12 protein-coding genes are annotated in these 14,775 nt (G+C 48.4%); 11 read left to right on the top strand and 1 reads right to left on the bottom strand.

The annotated features are described in order from the left end of the window. The first annotated feature begins 120 nt into the window (after window positions 1-120). The 4 genes from OXH18_RS16795 to OXH18_RS16780 all read left to right on the top strand — a co-directional run bounded on the left by OXH18_RS16795 (window position 121) and on the right by OXH18_RS16780 (window position 6,307). The gene (locus OXH18_RS16795; protein WP_268608256.1) at window positions 121-639 is read left to right on the top strand and encodes a L,D-transpeptidase; all 519 of its coding nucleotides are present in this window, start codon (window positions 121-123) and stop codon (window positions 637-639) included. A gap of 200 nt (window positions 640-839) precedes the next feature. After that, window positions 840-1,631 (top strand): PhzF family phenazine biosynthesis protein, encoded by a 792-nt coding sequence (locus tag OXH18_RS16790; protein ID WP_268608255.1) that lies wholly within the window; start codon window positions 840-842, stop codon window positions 1,629-1,631. A 296-nt stretch (window positions 1,632-1,927) separates the two neighbouring features. Further along, the gene (locus OXH18_RS16785) at window positions 1,928-5,164 is read left to right on the top strand and encodes a response regulator (RefSeq protein ID WP_268608254.1); all 3,237 of its coding nucleotides are present in this window, start codon (window positions 1,928-1,930) and stop codon (window positions 5,162-5,164) included. Window positions 5,165-5,236: 72 nt separating this feature from the next. Further along, the gene (locus OXH18_RS16780) at window positions 5,237-6,307 is read left to right on the top strand and encodes an adenylate/guanylate cyclase domain-containing protein (RefSeq protein ID WP_268608253.1); all 1,071 of its coding nucleotides are present in this window, start codon (window positions 5,237-5,239) and stop codon (window positions 6,305-6,307) included. Between the two features lie 141 nt (window positions 6,308-6,448). On the opposite strand, the gene gcvH is transcribed toward OXH18_RS16780, so the two are convergent. Continuing rightward, the gene (gene gcvH / locus OXH18_RS16775; RefSeq protein ID WP_268608252.1) at window positions 6,449-6,838 is read right to left on the bottom strand and encodes a glycine cleavage system protein GcvH; all 390 of its coding nucleotides are present in this window, start codon (window positions 6,836-6,838) and stop codon (window positions 6,449-6,451) included. A 409-nt stretch (window positions 6,839-7,247) separates the two neighbouring features. Between gcvH and glgX the strand changes: the two genes are divergently transcribed. The 7 genes from glgX to OXH18_RS16740 all read left to right on the top strand — a co-directional run bounded on the left by glgX (window position 7,248) and on the right by OXH18_RS16740 (window position 14,774). Further along, on the top strand, window positions 7,248-9,359 hold the full coding sequence (gene glgX, locus OXH18_RS16770; protein ID WP_268608251.1) for a glycogen debranching protein GlgX: 2,112 nt from the start codon (window positions 7,248-7,250) through the stop codon (window positions 9,357-9,359). Window positions 9,360-9,462: 103 nt separating this feature from the next. Further along, window positions 9,463-9,978: a hypothetical protein gene (locus OXH18_RS16765; protein ID WP_268608250.1), complete on the top strand. Its 516-nt coding sequence runs from the start codon at window positions 9,463-9,465 to the stop codon at window positions 9,976-9,978. A gap of 73 nt (window positions 9,979-10,051) precedes the next feature. Then, window positions 10,052-10,768 carry a DUF1995 family protein gene (locus tag OXH18_RS16760; protein WP_268608249.1) on the top strand — a complete coding sequence of 239 codons (717 nt, stop codon included), beginning with the start codon at window positions 10,052-10,054 and terminating at the stop codon, window positions 10,766-10,768. Window positions 10,769-10,971: 203 nt separating this feature from the next. Then, window positions 10,972-11,676, top strand: coding sequence for a metallophosphoesterase (locus tag OXH18_RS16755; RefSeq protein WP_315874745.1), 705 nt, complete (start codon window positions 10,972-10,974; stop codon window positions 11,674-11,676). Between the two features lie 95 nt (window positions 11,677-11,771). Continuing rightward, window positions 11,772-12,746, top strand: a complete 975-nt coding sequence (locus OXH18_RS16750) for a cysteine synthase A (RefSeq protein WP_268608247.1) — start codon at window positions 11,772-11,774, stop codon at window positions 12,744-12,746. Between the two features lie 84 nt (window positions 12,747-12,830). Beyond that, a complete protein-coding gene (locus OXH18_RS16745) occupies window positions 12,831-13,133 on the top strand; it encodes a (2Fe-2S) ferredoxin domain-containing protein (RefSeq protein ID WP_268608246.1) in 303 nt (100 codons plus the stop codon). Between the two features lie 117 nt (window positions 13,134-13,250). Then, the gene (locus OXH18_RS16740; RefSeq protein WP_268608245.1) at window positions 13,251-14,774 is read left to right on the top strand and encodes a sensor histidine kinase; all 1,524 of its coding nucleotides are present in this window, start codon (window positions 13,251-13,253) and stop codon (window positions 14,772-14,774) included. The last annotated feature ends 1 nt before the right edge of the window (window position 14,775 follow it).

The raw sequence follows: 14,775 nt of genomic DNA, 5'->3' as shown, positions 1-14,775 counted from the left end.
AAACGCTATATGTAGCGTTTCTAGAAATTGTCGCGCTGTTTCAACTGTGTTATTGAAGTGACTGGTAGGAGTTTTACAACAGTGAAAGCTATCGGAGGCGCAAAGCGAGTTCAATTTATTATGAAATCGTTGAGACAGGGAGCGTCGTTTGCTACTTTGATCGGCTTATGCTGGTCTGCATCTGCACTATTAACAGTGCGATCGACCGTCGTCTTTGCCCAAGAAGCGTTCCTTTCACCCCGAGAAAGGGCTATTGCTGCCCAAATTGACGACTTGAAGCAATCGGATGCGCGTTGGATTGTCATCAATCTCTCGAATCAACAACTCAATGCTTGGGAAGGTGACACGCTGGTTTACTCGGCCTCTGTGTCAACGGGACGATCGGATGAACCAACACCGATCGGCATCTTTGCTATTCAGCAGAAGTCGGAAAGAGCATGGATGCAAGGGGAGAATTACGATATCCCCAATGTTCCCTATGCAATGTTTTATTCCGGCAGTTACGCCATTCACGGAGCTTACTGGCATGAGCAGTTTGGCTCGCCAGTCAGCAGCGGTTGTATCAATCTTCCCGTGGATCAAGCGGCGTGGTTGTTTGGCTGGGCAGATGTGGGAACAACGGTGATTGTACAGCCGTAATTTTACAGCCGTAATACGGTCGTCTTGTCAGCGCGTCGTGATTGTGTCAGCTACAGGGTAGGATGAGAGGGATGTACAGAGGTGGATGAGTCGATCGCATGGATGAGTCGAATAACCTCTAATCTTCAACTCCCCCATCCCTCTCGCTCCCTAAATCACCCTTCATCGTTATTAAAATATGCACTCTCTGCTAGGACACTATGGGGCTATCGATCGTTCAGGTTGACGCATTCACATCCAAGCCTTTTGCAGGAAATCCAGCGGCTGTCTGCATCATGCCAACGCCTCAAACAGATGGCTGGATGCAACAGGTAGCCCAGGAAATGAACCTATCTGAAACGGCCTTTGTGTCAAAACAAGAAGATGGGTTTGAGCTACGCTGGTTCACGCCAAAAGTAGAAGTCGATTTGTGTGGACATGCGACGCTAGCTAGTGCCCATGTATTGTGGTCGGAAGGGCATTTACCGATCGATCAAGAAGCTCGATTTTATACACGCAGTGGTCTGCTGACAGCAAAACATCAAGCAGGTTGGATTGAGTTAAACTTTCCGGCTACACCGTCCCAAGATGCCAGGATTCTACCAACATTGATCAAAGCCCTGAATGTACCCATTCGGGAAGTTTATATCAATTCGCTTGGCTATTTGGTTGAAGTAGACTCTGAAGCTTGCGTTCGCCAAGTGCAGCCAAACTTTAGCCTGCTCAGCGAATTACCTGTTCACGGAGTGATTGTCACCAGTGTGGGCGACCAGTCAGACTATGACTTTGTTTCGCGTTTCTTTGCACCTGCAATCGGCGTGAATGAAGATCCGGTTACTGGATCGGCCCACTGTTGTCTAGGCCCATTTTGGCGCGATCGGCTCAATCAAACGGAATTTTTGGCCTATCAAGCATCGCCAAGGGGGGGGATCATTAAGGTGCGCTGCGAGGGCGATCGGGTGATTTTGGCAGGGCAGGCCATTACCGTTTTGCGTGGAGAACTACTGACATAGGAATTTGGATCAGGCTCTAGAATCTAAGGCTGAATCCAACATCTAAAGCACGGTCGATTGAGGGTCACTTCAGACGATCGACGTGATGGCTGTTGCTCGGTTATGCCAGATGGGAACTATAGAATCAGAATCATTCCTGGCTGCACGGGCAATTGCTAGTTGGTGCTTGCTTGTTCATCAAAGAGTTGGCGAGTTAGTCCTGAGTTGGGGCGCTCTCCAGTAGCACAGACCTCCTCTAATATTCCGAACATTTTTCCGTTCGCTTTCGCTACGTGCTCTTTCTTCTGGATCTCCTTATGAAACTGCGAATTCGCATCCTGCTAATGATTACCTCTTTGCTGGCAGGAACCGTGATGCTAACCACAACAATGATTGTACTAGGGGTACGGCAAGCCATCCTAAAACAAACCGAAGCGAATGGCATTTTGGTGGCGCAATTTTTGGCTCGCATGGCGCGATTTTCCGATCGGGTTCCCCATGACGTGGATGAAGCTATTGGTGAACAAATGGTGGCGCAGGCGGCGATTGTCAGTCGTTTCATTGCTGTGGCCGAAGCAGCCGGGCGCTCGTCGGAAGAAATAAATGCTCACCTGCGAGCTATCGCTGAACAGACGGTGATTGATGAAGTGTGGGTGACAGATGAGCACGGCCATGCCTATCTCCGCACTGATCCAGAGATTGACTTCAAATTTGACCCTGATCCCGTGAAGCAACCCCAAGCTAGTGCCTTCTGGCCCTTACTAAGGGGTGAGACTGTGGTAACGCAAGAGGCGCGTCAGCGTGAGGTGGACAATCGGATCTTTAAGTATGTGGGCGTTAGCGGTGTCGATCAACCTCGCATTGTTCAAGTAGGGGAGGAAGTGAACATATTGGCGCGTTTGCAGCAACAAATAGGCGTTGTTCGCTTGGTGAATGAACTCGTGGATGGCGAAACCATCATAGCGGTTCGCATTGTCGATCGAGATTTAAAGAACTTGGCTCGCAGTGTTACATCTGGGTTTCACGGTACCGCCAGCCTAGATCATCCAACGGATTTGGTCAATCTGCGCACCGCGATCGAGCAGGGCAAAACGTTGAGCTATCGAGACAAGCTGTTGCTTAAGGTCATTGTGCCAATGTTTGATGAACGCGATCGGGTCAGTGGAGCAACGCTGTTGTATCTATCAACCCAGCATTTGCGCGACGCTATCATTAACGGGTTAGAACAAACAGCGCTCATGACAGGGCTGGTCTTTGCCGTTGGATTGCTAGCATCTTTTATATTGGCGCGCAAGGTCACTCAACCCCTGGCTGATTTGACCGCGGCTGCCGCGGCTGTTGAGCGCGATCAATTTGACCCCCGCCACCTTGCCTCGGCCACCACTCGTCAAGATGAACTCGGTTTGTTAGCCCAAATGTTCCAGCGCATGATGCATAAGGTGCACGAACGAGAACAGGGGTTACGGGATGCCAAAGAAGCCCTACATCGCAGCGAAGCCTATTTCCGATCGTTGATTGAATACTCCTCTGATATTGTTTTAATTTTGGATCGGCAAGGCAATGTCGAATACGGTAGCCCCTCGTTTACAACCATTTTGGGCTATTCCTTGTCTGACTTTTGGGAACATTCCTTATTTGATTTTGTTCACCCCAATTCTGTGGCAACGGTGCAAGCCGCGTTGCATCAACAGTTGCAGGAAGGAGTAGGATTGCCGTTTGAGCTTCAGTTTCGGCACCGCAGTGGCACCTGGGTAATCATGGAAGCCATCAGCAACAATCTGCTGCATGATCCGGCCATTGCTGGGATCATTCTCAACCTGCGCGACATTACTGAACGAAAACAGGCTGAAGAATTGAAAACCGCTAAAGAAGCTGCTGAGCAGGCTAATCAAGCCAAAAGCCAATTTTTGGCGAACATGAGTCATGAATTACGTACACCGCTCAATGCCATCATCGGCTATAGCGAAATGTTGCAAGAAGAAGCGATCGATCTAGCCCAAGACAGTTTCATCTCTGACCTCAAAAAGATTCATGGGGCTGGCAAACATTTACTGACACTCATTAATGACATTCTGGATCTATCCAAAATTGAAGCAGGGCGCATGGACTTGTATTTAGAAACGTTTGAGATTTTGCCAGCAATTCAGGAAATTATTGGCACGATCGAACCACTGGCAGCGGCCAATCAAAATACATTGGTGTTGAACTGTGCACCGAATTTGGGAACAATGCACGCTGATTTAACTAAGATCCGGCAAAACCTGCTGAATCTGTTAAGTAATGCCTGCAAATTCACAGAAAATGGAACGATTACACTTACGGTTCAATCGGTTCAAAACGATTCAACTCCAGATAGAGATAACAACAAAAATGAGGTCAAGAAAGATACATCACTGACGCTTTTTCAAGTTTCTGACACGGGTATCGGCATGACGCCAGAACAGGTAGAGCGAATATTTGAAGCGTTTATTCAAGCTGATGCATCAACCACGCGCAAGTATGGAGGTACAGGGCTAGGATTAGCTATTACTCAGCAATATTGTCATCTAATGGGAGGAGAGATTCGCGTCGAAAGTGAACTTGGACAAGGAAGCTGTTTTACCATGCAACTGCCGACGATTGTGCAACCTTCCAAACAGTCATCAAATTTGTCAAAAATTGACTCACAACCGTTTTCCAGACTTGCTTCCCCATGTTCTACTGCAAATACGACCGATTCTAAAACCCCTTCTAAAACTCTTTCAACTATCTTAGTCATTGATGATGATCCAACCGTTCATGCTTTGATGCATCGTTTTCTCGATCGAGAAGGCTTCCACATCGAAAGCGCTTATAGTGCCCAAGAAGGATTACAGCAAGCCAAAAAGCTACAGCCGAGTGTCATTACCCTTGATGTGTTAATGCCAAGTATCGACGGTTGGACTATGCTATCCGCATTGAAAAGTGATCCACAGTTGGCAACGATTCCGGTGATTATGTTGACGATTTTTGATAATCAACCGATTGGATATGCCTTGGGTGCAGCAGACTATTTGATCAAACCGATCGATCGATCACGGTTATTGCAAGTTTTACACCAGCAAGTGTCATACCAATCCATCTCCCGGCGACCCATTGCCGTGCAGCAAGTTGCCCCTACTGGGGTTGAGCTTCAACCCTCTACAAAGCCACCCATCTTGGTTGTAGAAGATGATTTTGTCACTCGCGATATGGTGCGCACTATGCTTGAAGACGAAGGTTGGTCTGTGATTGAAGCTCAAAATGGACGCGATGGCATTCATCAACTCCACCATCATCAACCAGGGTTAATCTTGCTTGATCTGATGTTGCCCGAAATGGATGGATTTAACTTTGTGGCAGAACTTCAAAAACAGGAAGCTTGGCGATCGTTACCCGTTGTGGTGGTGACGGCTAAACACATCACACAACGCGATGAACAATTGCTGCGAGGACGGGTAGACTGCATCCTAGAGAAAGGAGCCTACAGTTGCGAAGAGTTATTCACAACCGTTCGTCGTCTAGTTACCCAATGCACAATTCGGGGAACTCTGTAGACTAACTGCATTCCATCAAAATTGGCAATAAAGCGGGATAGGGTATCGCGGTGACTAGAACATTGAAAAACTATGCTAAATCAGGGGCTAGTACTTGTTGTAGACGATAATGAAATGAACCGCGATCTGTTATCGCGACGGCTACAGCGCCAAGGGTTTACTATTATGATGGCCGCCGACGGTCAACAAGCCCTAGACAAAATTCGATCGCAACCGTTTGATCTAGTTTTGCTCGATGTGATGATGCCGCAGTTGAACGGATATCAGGTATTGGAATATCTCAAAGCTGATGCAACTTTGCGACATATTCCTGTCATCATGATCTCTGCGATTGATGATATGGATAGTGTCATCCGCTGCATTGAATTGGGGGCTGAAGATTACCTGTTTAAACCTTTTAATCAAACATTATTAAAGGCTCGAATTAGCGCTTGTTTAGAAAAGAAACGGTTACGCGATCAAGAACAAGCGTTTCTGAAACAAATTCAAATTGAGCAAGAAAAATCCGAACGCCTCTTGCTGAATGTGTTACCGAAACCGATTGCCGATCGCCTTAAACAAGGACAGCAAACCATTGCCGATAATTTTGCAGAAGTAACAGTTTTGTTTGCCGATATTGTGGGCTTCACCAAGCTATCAGCAGCCCTCACGCCCACCGAGCTAGTGACATTGCTCAACCAAATTTTTTCTGAATTTGATGCCCTAGTGGAACATTATCAGCTTGAAAAAATTAAAACGATCGGAGATTCGTATCTGGTGGTTGGAGGGTTACCCACTCCTAGGGGTGATCATGCCGCTGCCATTGCAGAGTTAGCGCTGGCCATGCAAGCAACCATCACCCAGATTGCTTTGCCCCCCAGTTATCCAGATGCAAACTTGCTGACAATGCGGATTGGAATTCATACAGGCGCAGTTGGGGCAGGCGTCATTGGCACGACAAAGTTTGCCTACGATTTATGGGGAGATACAGTCAACACTGCTAGCCGCATGGAATCTCACGGGCAGCCTGGCAAGATTCAAGTCTCCGCTGCTACTTATGAACTGCTGAAAGCAACCTATGAATTTCAAGCCAGAGGCCCGATCGCGGTGAAAGGGAAAGGTGAGATGCTGACGTATTGGCTGATGGGTAGATCTCCAGCTTAGACAAGCCCAGTGATGTCTCATTAACGGCATCTGTACAACCTTGACAAGTGCACAGAGACTAACAGGGGGCGCCACGATCTGCTGAGTCTTCCCTCACCTATCCTCCTTTCCCTTTCAACCTTCAGCCTTGAGCTTGTTCTATCACTCTCCTTCAACCTGCGCTCGATATTCATCGGCGGTCATCGCATCATCCAATTCATCCGGTTCATCGACCCGCACCTTTAACATCCAAGCTTCACCATAGGGATCGTCTGCTAGTTGTTCAGGTGTATCAAGCAGGGCATCATTGCGCTCTATGACCGTGCCAGAAACAGGAGCTTTCAAATCTTCAACGGCTTTCACTGATTCTACCGTACCAAAAGTTTTCCCTTTTTCTAGAGCATCGCCCACGTCTGGCAGTTCTAGAAACACAATATCGCCTAATTGATCGACCGCAAAAGCCGTAATGCCGATCGTCGCGATTTCGCCATCTAGACGAGCATACTCATGGGAGTCGAGGTATCTCAAATCTTCAGGATAATCGAACGCCATACAATGTCCTTTTTGCTTCTTTAGTTTGCTTCTTTGGATGGAATGACGGAATTAAGATAGGTTGAACCGGGTGATGTCCAAACAGGCTTCTCTGCGGATGAAGCGCGGGCTATCGTACCAAACTACCTCAAAACTAGCAGGTTAACAGTAGTCCAAAGTTAAAAAAATCGAGGTCATTCTAAATTTGTTGCAGTTTAGAGTGAGTTTGAACGAAAGTTTCGCAACGTGAACAAAATGACACAAACAAATGCTCTAGGCTGATGCGTCAGAAAGTCATCCAAGAAAAGTCGATTCGAGAGGGTCCACTGCCTCCGAAGTGGGTGGGAATCTGAGAGAATTGTTCGGTTGACGCTTGCCCATCTGTAAGGAAAGTTGGTTGTCGATCGCATCTGCACCTAATTTTGCGCTTATGTCAATTCACCACACCTACACCTACGGCAACTTTGTTCTGTTGCGGGGACAACCCTTTCCCTTTGGGGCTTCTCCCGTTCCGGGTGGCATCAATTTTTCCATCTACTCGAACTATGCCACCTCCATTACGCTGGTTCTATTCAAGAAAAACACGCCAGAGCCATTTGCTGAAATCCTCATTCCCAGAGAGTTTCGCCTTGGCAACGTTGCCAGCATCGTCGTCATGGGCCTAGATTATGAAGATATTGAGTATGGCTATCGCGTAGACGGGCCATATGCGCCTAGAGCCGGTCATCGGTTTGACAAAAGCAAAATTCTGCTCGATCCCTATGCCAAGAGTATCGGCGGTCGCGGTGTGTGGGGAGAAACTCCCAGAGACAATGACATCTATCCTTATCGTGCGCAGGTGATTGTCAATGATTTTGATTGGGAGGGCGATCGTCCCCTGGAAATTGCTGAAGAAGATTTGATCATCTACGAAATGCACGTACGGGGGTTTACCTGTCATCCTTCCTCAAAGGTTACACCCGCCCACCGGGGCACGTTTGCCGGATTACAAGAGAAAATTCCCTACCTGAAATCCTTGGGAGTGAATTGTGTCGAGTTGATGCCTGTGTTTGAGTTTGATGAACTTGACAATCCGCGCCACAATCCGCTCACGGGCGATCGGTTGTTCAACTATTGGGGCTATAGCACCGTAGGGTTTTATGCTCCCAAAGCTGGCTATGCCGCGACGGGGCGATCGGGTGGACAGGTGCAAGAACTGAAAACATTGGTGAAGGAGCTGCACCGCAACGGCATTGAAGTATTCCTAGATGTAGTCTTCAATCATACGGCTGAAGGGAATGAGTACGGCCCCACCATCTCGTTTCGCGGGTTAGACAACAAAACCTATTACATGCTGACGCCCGAAGGCTTTTACTATAACTTCAGCGGCTGTGGTAATACGCTCAACTGCAATCACCCGGTAGTGCGCAACTTTGTATTAGACTGCTTGCGCTACTGGGCCTCGGAATATCACATCGACGGCTTTCGCTTTGATTTGGCCTCCATTTTGGGACGTGATCCTTGCGGCATTCCGCTGGCTAATCCACCCCTGTTAGAGATTCTGGCATTTGATCCAATTTTGGCTAAGTGCAAGCTCATTGCTGAAGCTTGGGATGCAGGCGGATTGTATCAAGTCGGATCGTTTCCAGATTACGATCGCTGGGGCGAATGGAATGGCAAATTCCGCGATGACATGCGGCGGTTTTTGAAGTCTCAAGGGTGCCTGAAAGATGTGGCGCAACGAATGCAAGGATCGCCAGATATGTACGGTCGAGTCGGGCGACGAGTCAGCAGTTCCATCAATTTCATCACCGCCCATGACGGGTTTACCCTGACCGATTTAGTTAGCTATAACGAGAAGCACAATGAGTCCAATGGTGAAAACAATCAAGACGGAGACAACCACAACGAAAGCTGGAACTGTGGCGCTGAAGGCCCAACCACCGATATTGAGGTCAATACCCTACGACGCCGACAAATTCGTAACGCGATCGCGCTCTTGATGGTGAGTCAAGGCATTCCCATGATTTTAATGGGCGACGAAATGGGACGGACGCAAGCGGGCAACAACAATGCTTACTGTCACGATTCCGAGCTATCCTGGCTTGATTGGAATCTGCTGAAAACCAATGCGGCTCTGTTTCGCTTTGTCAAATCTTGCATCAGCTTTCGTCATGCCCATCCCGCCCTACGCAGCCGAGAATATTTCCGCCATCAAGATTATATGGGCAGCGGCTATCCCGATATTTCCTGGCATGGGGTAGAAGCTTGGCATCCAGACTGGTCAGATGAGACCCACACACTGGCGTTTCTGTTGTGTGGCAAACATGCACAAGCGGGAACGGCTCAAGATGATTTTATCTACGTGGCGATGAATATGCATTGGGAACCACATGGCTTTCAACTGCCGAAATTACCACCATTGATGCAGTGGCACGTATTTGCCAATACTTGGATGCAACCGCCCGATGATGTGTATGAACCAGGAACCGAACCCCCAATCGCCGAACAGAACTGGATCATGGTAGGTGCCCGATCGGTAGTGATTTTGGTGGGGCGATAGAACGACGGATCAAGCAGGGCTACTCACAAGCGGCAGCATAGCTGGTATGGTTAAGCTTGTAGATGAATGACTTTGAAGCTAGGATTCCGCTTCAACACTCGCTATGAACTACGTTGTTGCTGTTTTTCCCGATCGCATTCAAGCCGAAGCCGCCTACTCTGCCCTTGAAAAAGCAGAATTGCCAATGGAGCAAGTCAGCATTCTCGGCAAAGGGTACAAAAGCGCCGACGAGTTTGGGCTGATTGATCCCGGACAGCAGGCACGCAAGCAAGCCAAACTCATGTCGATTTGGTTAATTCCATTCGGGTTCATTGCCGGAGTAGCGTTCAACCTTTCCACCCAATACCAACTCGTTCCTTCGGCAGGTGCTTTTGGCAATCAGATGATTGGCGGGTTGCTAGGAGCCATCGCTGGCGCTATGGGCAGCTTTTTTGTCGGAGGTGGAGTCGGGTTATCCCTGGGAGGTGGCGATGCTCTACCCTACCGCAATCGCCTCAAACAAGGTAAATATCTTGTGGTGGTCAAAGGCGCTCCCAATTTGACCAACAAAGCAACCAGCCTTTTACGCCAAGCCAAACCCGAAAATCTGCAAGGATACGTTGATCCCAATAGCGTATAACTCCTCCCTCCCGTTCTCTCTGTCCTTTTTCCTTCCTCCCTCATCTCTGTATTCTTTTTAGCCTTTCTTTCCCATGCCTCTCCCCCAATCCCTCGAAGAAGCTATCTCTCAAGCCCAAGTATCCACCAAAGCCGCGATCGCCGATGGCCGGGGTCGGCTGCAAGTGGAATTACTATTTCCAGAGCTGAAAGTCATGCCAGTGGCTCAGCAATTTTTACCCGCCTTTGAAGATTTAGGCAATAAACTCCGGGTTTATTTTCCCGATGCCGGAGCGGCGGCATTGGCGCGCCGAGATTGGGGCGAGAAACCCTATGCGATTCGGGGCATTAGCGATATGAATGCAGCAATTCAGCCCGATGAAGAGATGTTGCTGTTTGTGGAGCCGTCTTCGGTAGAGGTGCAAGCGGTTGAACAACTGTGTCAAGAAGCCCTCGATCGATCGGTGGTGTTACTGAACCCACGCATGGAAGATATTGCCATTATTGGCATTGGCTATGCAGGGCGGCAATTGCGCGAGCGATTTTTGAATACTTTCGAATCTTGCTATTACATTCGTCCCTTGGATGGTGCAGCGGTATTTCGAGCCTATCCGTCCCCGTGGCAAGTATGGGTCGAAAAAGGCGATACCTACGAACTCTTGGCAGAAACCCCAAGCAAACCCGTTGGAGAAGCGCTCGATCGACTGCTAGCCGGTGAGAATGCCGAATCATCCAGTTTGGAAGGAACCGCTCCTCGACGGCGAGGACTGTTGGCATCGATGCAACAATTCCTCAGAGCCTTGAGCCAATAGACTTGACTAACATCGAAACAGCGAATGCCCAACGCCGTAGCTTTTGCTACTAACCAAGTGAGCAATTCAGTCATGAAGGGAGATAGAAAGCTATGGTAGAGTGACTAGCTTAATCTAGTGTCGGTCATCGCTTGAGGATGGGTTGAGTGACAAACGGGCGTCGAATTTTTGTCGGTGATGTGCATGGCCACTACGACGGACTGATGCAGTTACTGGAGTCTATGGCGGTAGATGCCAGCGATCAAGTGTATTTTGTGGGCGACTTGATTGATCGTGGCCCCAAAAGTGCGCAAGTGGTTCAGTTTATCCGTGAAAATGCTTACGCTTGCGTGTTGGGGAACCATGAGCAACTTTTGCTGGATGCATTTCCCGATAACAAAGTCTCGGAGCTAGCCCTAAGAGCATGGCTGCAAAGCGGTGGGCACACCACCGTCGCCAGTTTTGATGACCCTGAACACTTATTAGACAGCTTAAGTTGGTTTCGATCGCTGCCAACTCATCTTGACCTTGGAGATATTTGGCTCGTTCATGCTGGGTTACATCCTAAGCTACCGATCCATGCTCAAACTACTCAAGAGTTTTGTTGGATTCGCGAAGAATTTCATTGCAGCAAAAAACCCTACTTCTCTGACAAATTGATCATCACAGGTCATACAATTACCTTCACCTTGCCAGGAGTATTGCCAGGGGAATTGGCATCTGGACAGGGTTGGTTGGATATTGATACCGGAGCGTATCATCCCAAAAGCGGTTGGCTGACTGGGGTTGATTACACCAATCAGCAAGTTTATCAGGTGAATGTGTTTCAGTCCCAGCAACGATCGCTGCCACTTGAAACAGCCGTAGTGCAGGTTGAGCCGTCACAAGTGTCCCCTTCGACTCGGCGACGGCAATTGCTATTTCCTTGAACGGTTGTTGCTTACAATGCATATTGCAGATCATCACGAAAGAAGTTCAAGCAAAGCCTTAGAATTTTGGCAAGGAAAGACCTTAGGAACACAGCATGGATATTACGAATGGATTTGTTGGTACGGTTGGCAACACCCCACTAATTCGGCTCAATAGCTTTAGCGAAGAAACAGGCTGCAACATTTTGGGCAAGGCTGAATTTCTTAACCCCGGCGGCTCTGTAAAAGATCGGGCAGCGTTGTACATTATTAAAGATGCTGAAGAGCGGGGGCTACTTAAACCGGGAGGAACCGTTGTCGAAGGTACAGCAGGAAACACGGGCATTGGACTGGCGCACATCTGCAACGCCAAGGGTTACAAGTGTTTGATTATCATTCCAGAAACCCAGTCACAGGAAAAAATGGACATGCTGCGCACCTTGGGTGCAGAAGTGCGACCTGTTCCGGCTGTTCCCTATCGCGATCCAAATAACTATGTGAAGCTATCAGGTCGAGTAGCTGAGGACATGGAAAATGCGATCTGGGCCAATCAGTTCGACAATTTAGCTAATCGTCGTGCTCACTATGAAACCACCGGACCCGAAATTTGGTCTCAAACTGACGGAAAAATTGATGCGTGGGTGGCCGCTACTGGCACTGGCGGCACCTATGCAGGCGTATCAATGTTCTTAAAAGAAAAAAATCCTAATATTCGCTGTGTTTTAGCCGATCCAATGGGCAGTGCTTTATATAACTACTTTAAAACTGGGGAATTGAAATCAGAGGGAAGCTCAATTACTGAAGGGATTGGCACTAGCCGCATTACCGCCAATTTGGAAGGTGCTCCGGTGGACGATGCGATTCAAGTAGATGATCGCGAGGCCTTGCGCGTTATCTACCAACTGCTGAACAAAGAAGGCTTATTTATGGGCGGGTCAGTGGGTATTAATGTCGGAGCCGCCGTAGCCTTGGCGAAGCAACTTGGTCCCGGACACACCATTGTTACGGTTCTGTGTGATGGTGGTGCTCGATATCAATCGCGGTTGTTTAATCCAGAGTGGTTGGCATCAAAAGGTCTAGCCGTTTCCTAATGGTTAGAATGGGAGGGCTGAGGGAGGGTACTGAGCGATCGCCTTCCTTGACCTTAGATGCTCGCATTCTCCTAGTGGTAAGACGTGAATAACATCATTGACCCCCCTGTCCGTCGCACAGTTTTAGTGTGTCAGCATCAAGCTTGCCGCAAAGCCGGAGCCAGGCAGGTTTTCGCTTTGTTTCAAACCTCACCGTTACCTGATGTAGCGATCGTGCCTGTTCAATGTCTAGGAGAATGTGGCAATGGGCCAATGGTGTTGGTATTGCCAGAAAGAATCTGGTACAACCGAGTCAATCCCGACGAAGTACCCGCTATTATTCAGCGGCATTTGCAACAGGGAACCCCGATCGAGCCAATGCTTTATCCAAAGTTTCATTCTCATTAAGAGCGGCTGCAACGGAAGTTGAACAAGAATCGAGTCTTAACATAGCTAATGACCGATTGGAGGATGTGTAACCTATAGGGCTGAACTAGGGTTTTGATGGGCCGACGAGGAACAGCTATGTCTTTTCATGTTAGGCGATCGAACCCGTTGTCAAACGTTTTGTCGAGACGGACTCCTTTGTCTCTATCCAAGCCTTCAGAAGGCTGGCGCGCAGCGTTAAAGCGGCTGTTGTTTCCAGTAGAAACAGCAGATTATCGGGTTTGGCGACATCAGTTTATGATCGATCGCCTCGGTTTAACCTTCTGGATTGCGATTCCCTGTTTCTTGACCTTGGCAGGCTTTAACCTTTATGCCATTTTTTCCAATCCAGAGCGGTTTGAGCAAGATATTACTCAGCTTTTTCAAGATTCTACCCTGGCAGAACGCTATGGCATTGCGCTGATCACTTCCATTCTGATCACCACTAGCTTGCTGCTGGGTTGCGTGATGTTGCAGCGTACCCGACTACGACAGCATCCGGAAGTCATATTTCTCTGTTTTTCCCTAAGCTTGACGCTAACTGATCAAATAGTCGGAACAGTTTTCCAAATTCCAGTGTTTCCAGATACATTCGTGTTGCTAGCTCAGGCGATTCTCATTCCGGTACACTGGCGATTGCATTTGCTGTCTCAACTGCTGCCCATTGCCTATTCCCTGATCGTTAACCCGATGCTAGGAATTACTCAACTGGGAGAGCGATCGATTTACGACTCGTTTTCGATTAGCAACTTTGCTAACCTATTCTGGGTTTGTTTGATCTGCAATTTGGCAGTGTATTTATATGAACGTTTGAAGCGATCGGAATTTGAGTCACAGCGACAGCTTCAGGTATTTCTGCACTCAGTTTCTCATGATTTGCGCACACCTGTGATGGGAACATCCATGGTATTGAAGGGTCTGTTAAACAGTCCTGACTCTACCATTGCCGTGCATCGCTCTGTATTAAAACGGCTTCTGGAAGGTAGCGATCGGCAGTTAACTCTGATTAATTCGCTTCTAGAAGCCCACACCAGCGAGATGCAAACCGTTTCGCTGAACCGCCAACCCATGCAATTAAGTCTGCTAGTAGAATCCGTGTTGGCTGAGTTAGACCACGCCCTCACTCGTCATGAAGTACAGCTATGTAATCAAGTCTCCTCAGAGTTACCGCTTGTCTACGCAGACACTCATCAGCTTTGGCGCGTATTTAGCAACCTGATTGGCAATGCACTAAAGCACAATCCCAACGGCATTTGTTTAACCTTAGCGGCTGATGTGGTGCCGCTAAGTTGGGGACAGCCCAATGCAGGGCGGCAGCCAGGGTTGGGGCTGACTAAAGACGCTCGCAATTCATCTCAGCCGTTTTTGTGGCTACGTTGCATCATTCAAGACAACGGCGTGGGCATTCCAGTGGAACAACACGATCGATTGTTTGATCTCTATGCTAGAGGGTCGCGGGCCCGATATATGCCCGGATTGGGGCTGGGGCTGTATCTTTGTCGGCAAATTGTTCAAGCACACGGGGGGCAAATTGGCGTCATCAGTGCCCCGCATCAAGGAGCAACCTTCTGGTTTACACTGCCAATCGTCGCTGGTTTTGAAGATACGAGTTTTAAGAATTGAT

Origin of the sequence: Thermocoleostomius sinensis A174 (assembly GCF_026802175.1) — a bacterium.
GTDB lineage: Bacteria > Cyanobacteriota > Cyanobacteriia > Elainellales > Elainellaceae > Thermocoleostomius > Thermocoleostomius sinensis.
Note: the sequence above shows the minus strand (reverse complement) of the source record. Positions and strands in the feature narration are given on the sequence as shown.

Coding starts and splice junctions, on each gene's coding strand:
- OXH18_RS16795 (WP_268608256.1), top strand. CDS start 121: ATGAAATCGTTGAGACAGGGAGCGTCGTTTGCTACTTTGATCGGCTTA.
- OXH18_RS16790 (WP_268608255.1), top strand. CDS start 840: ATGGGGCTATCGATCGTTCAGGTTGACGCATTCACATCCAAGCCTTTT.
- OXH18_RS16785 (WP_268608254.1), top strand. CDS start 1,928: ATGAAACTGCGAATTCGCATCCTGCTAATGATTACCTCTTTGCTGGCA.
- OXH18_RS16780 (WP_268608253.1), top strand. CDS start 5,237: ATGCTAAATCAGGGGCTAGTACTTGTTGTAGACGATAATGAAATGAAC.
- gcvH (WP_268608252.1), bottom strand. CDS start 6,838: ATGGCGTTCGATTATCCTGAAGATTTGAGATACCTCGACTCCCATGAG.
- glgX (WP_268608251.1), top strand. CDS start 7,248: ATGTCAATTCACCACACCTACACCTACGGCAACTTTGTTCTGTTGCGG.
- OXH18_RS16765 (WP_268608250.1), top strand. CDS start 9,463: ATGAACTACGTTGTTGCTGTTTTTCCCGATCGCATTCAAGCCGAAGCC.
- OXH18_RS16760 (WP_268608249.1), top strand. CDS start 10,052: ATGCCTCTCCCCCAATCCCTCGAAGAAGCTATCTCTCAAGCCCAAGTA.
- OXH18_RS16755 (WP_315874745.1), top strand. CDS start 10,972: ATGCAGTTACTGGAGTCTATGGCGGTAGATGCCAGCGATCAAGTGTAT.
- OXH18_RS16750 (WP_268608247.1), top strand. CDS start 11,772: ATGGATATTACGAATGGATTTGTTGGTACGGTTGGCAACACCCCACTA.
- OXH18_RS16740 (WP_268608245.1), top strand. CDS start 13,251: ATGTCTTTTCATGTTAGGCGATCGAACCCGTTGTCAAACGTTTTGTCG.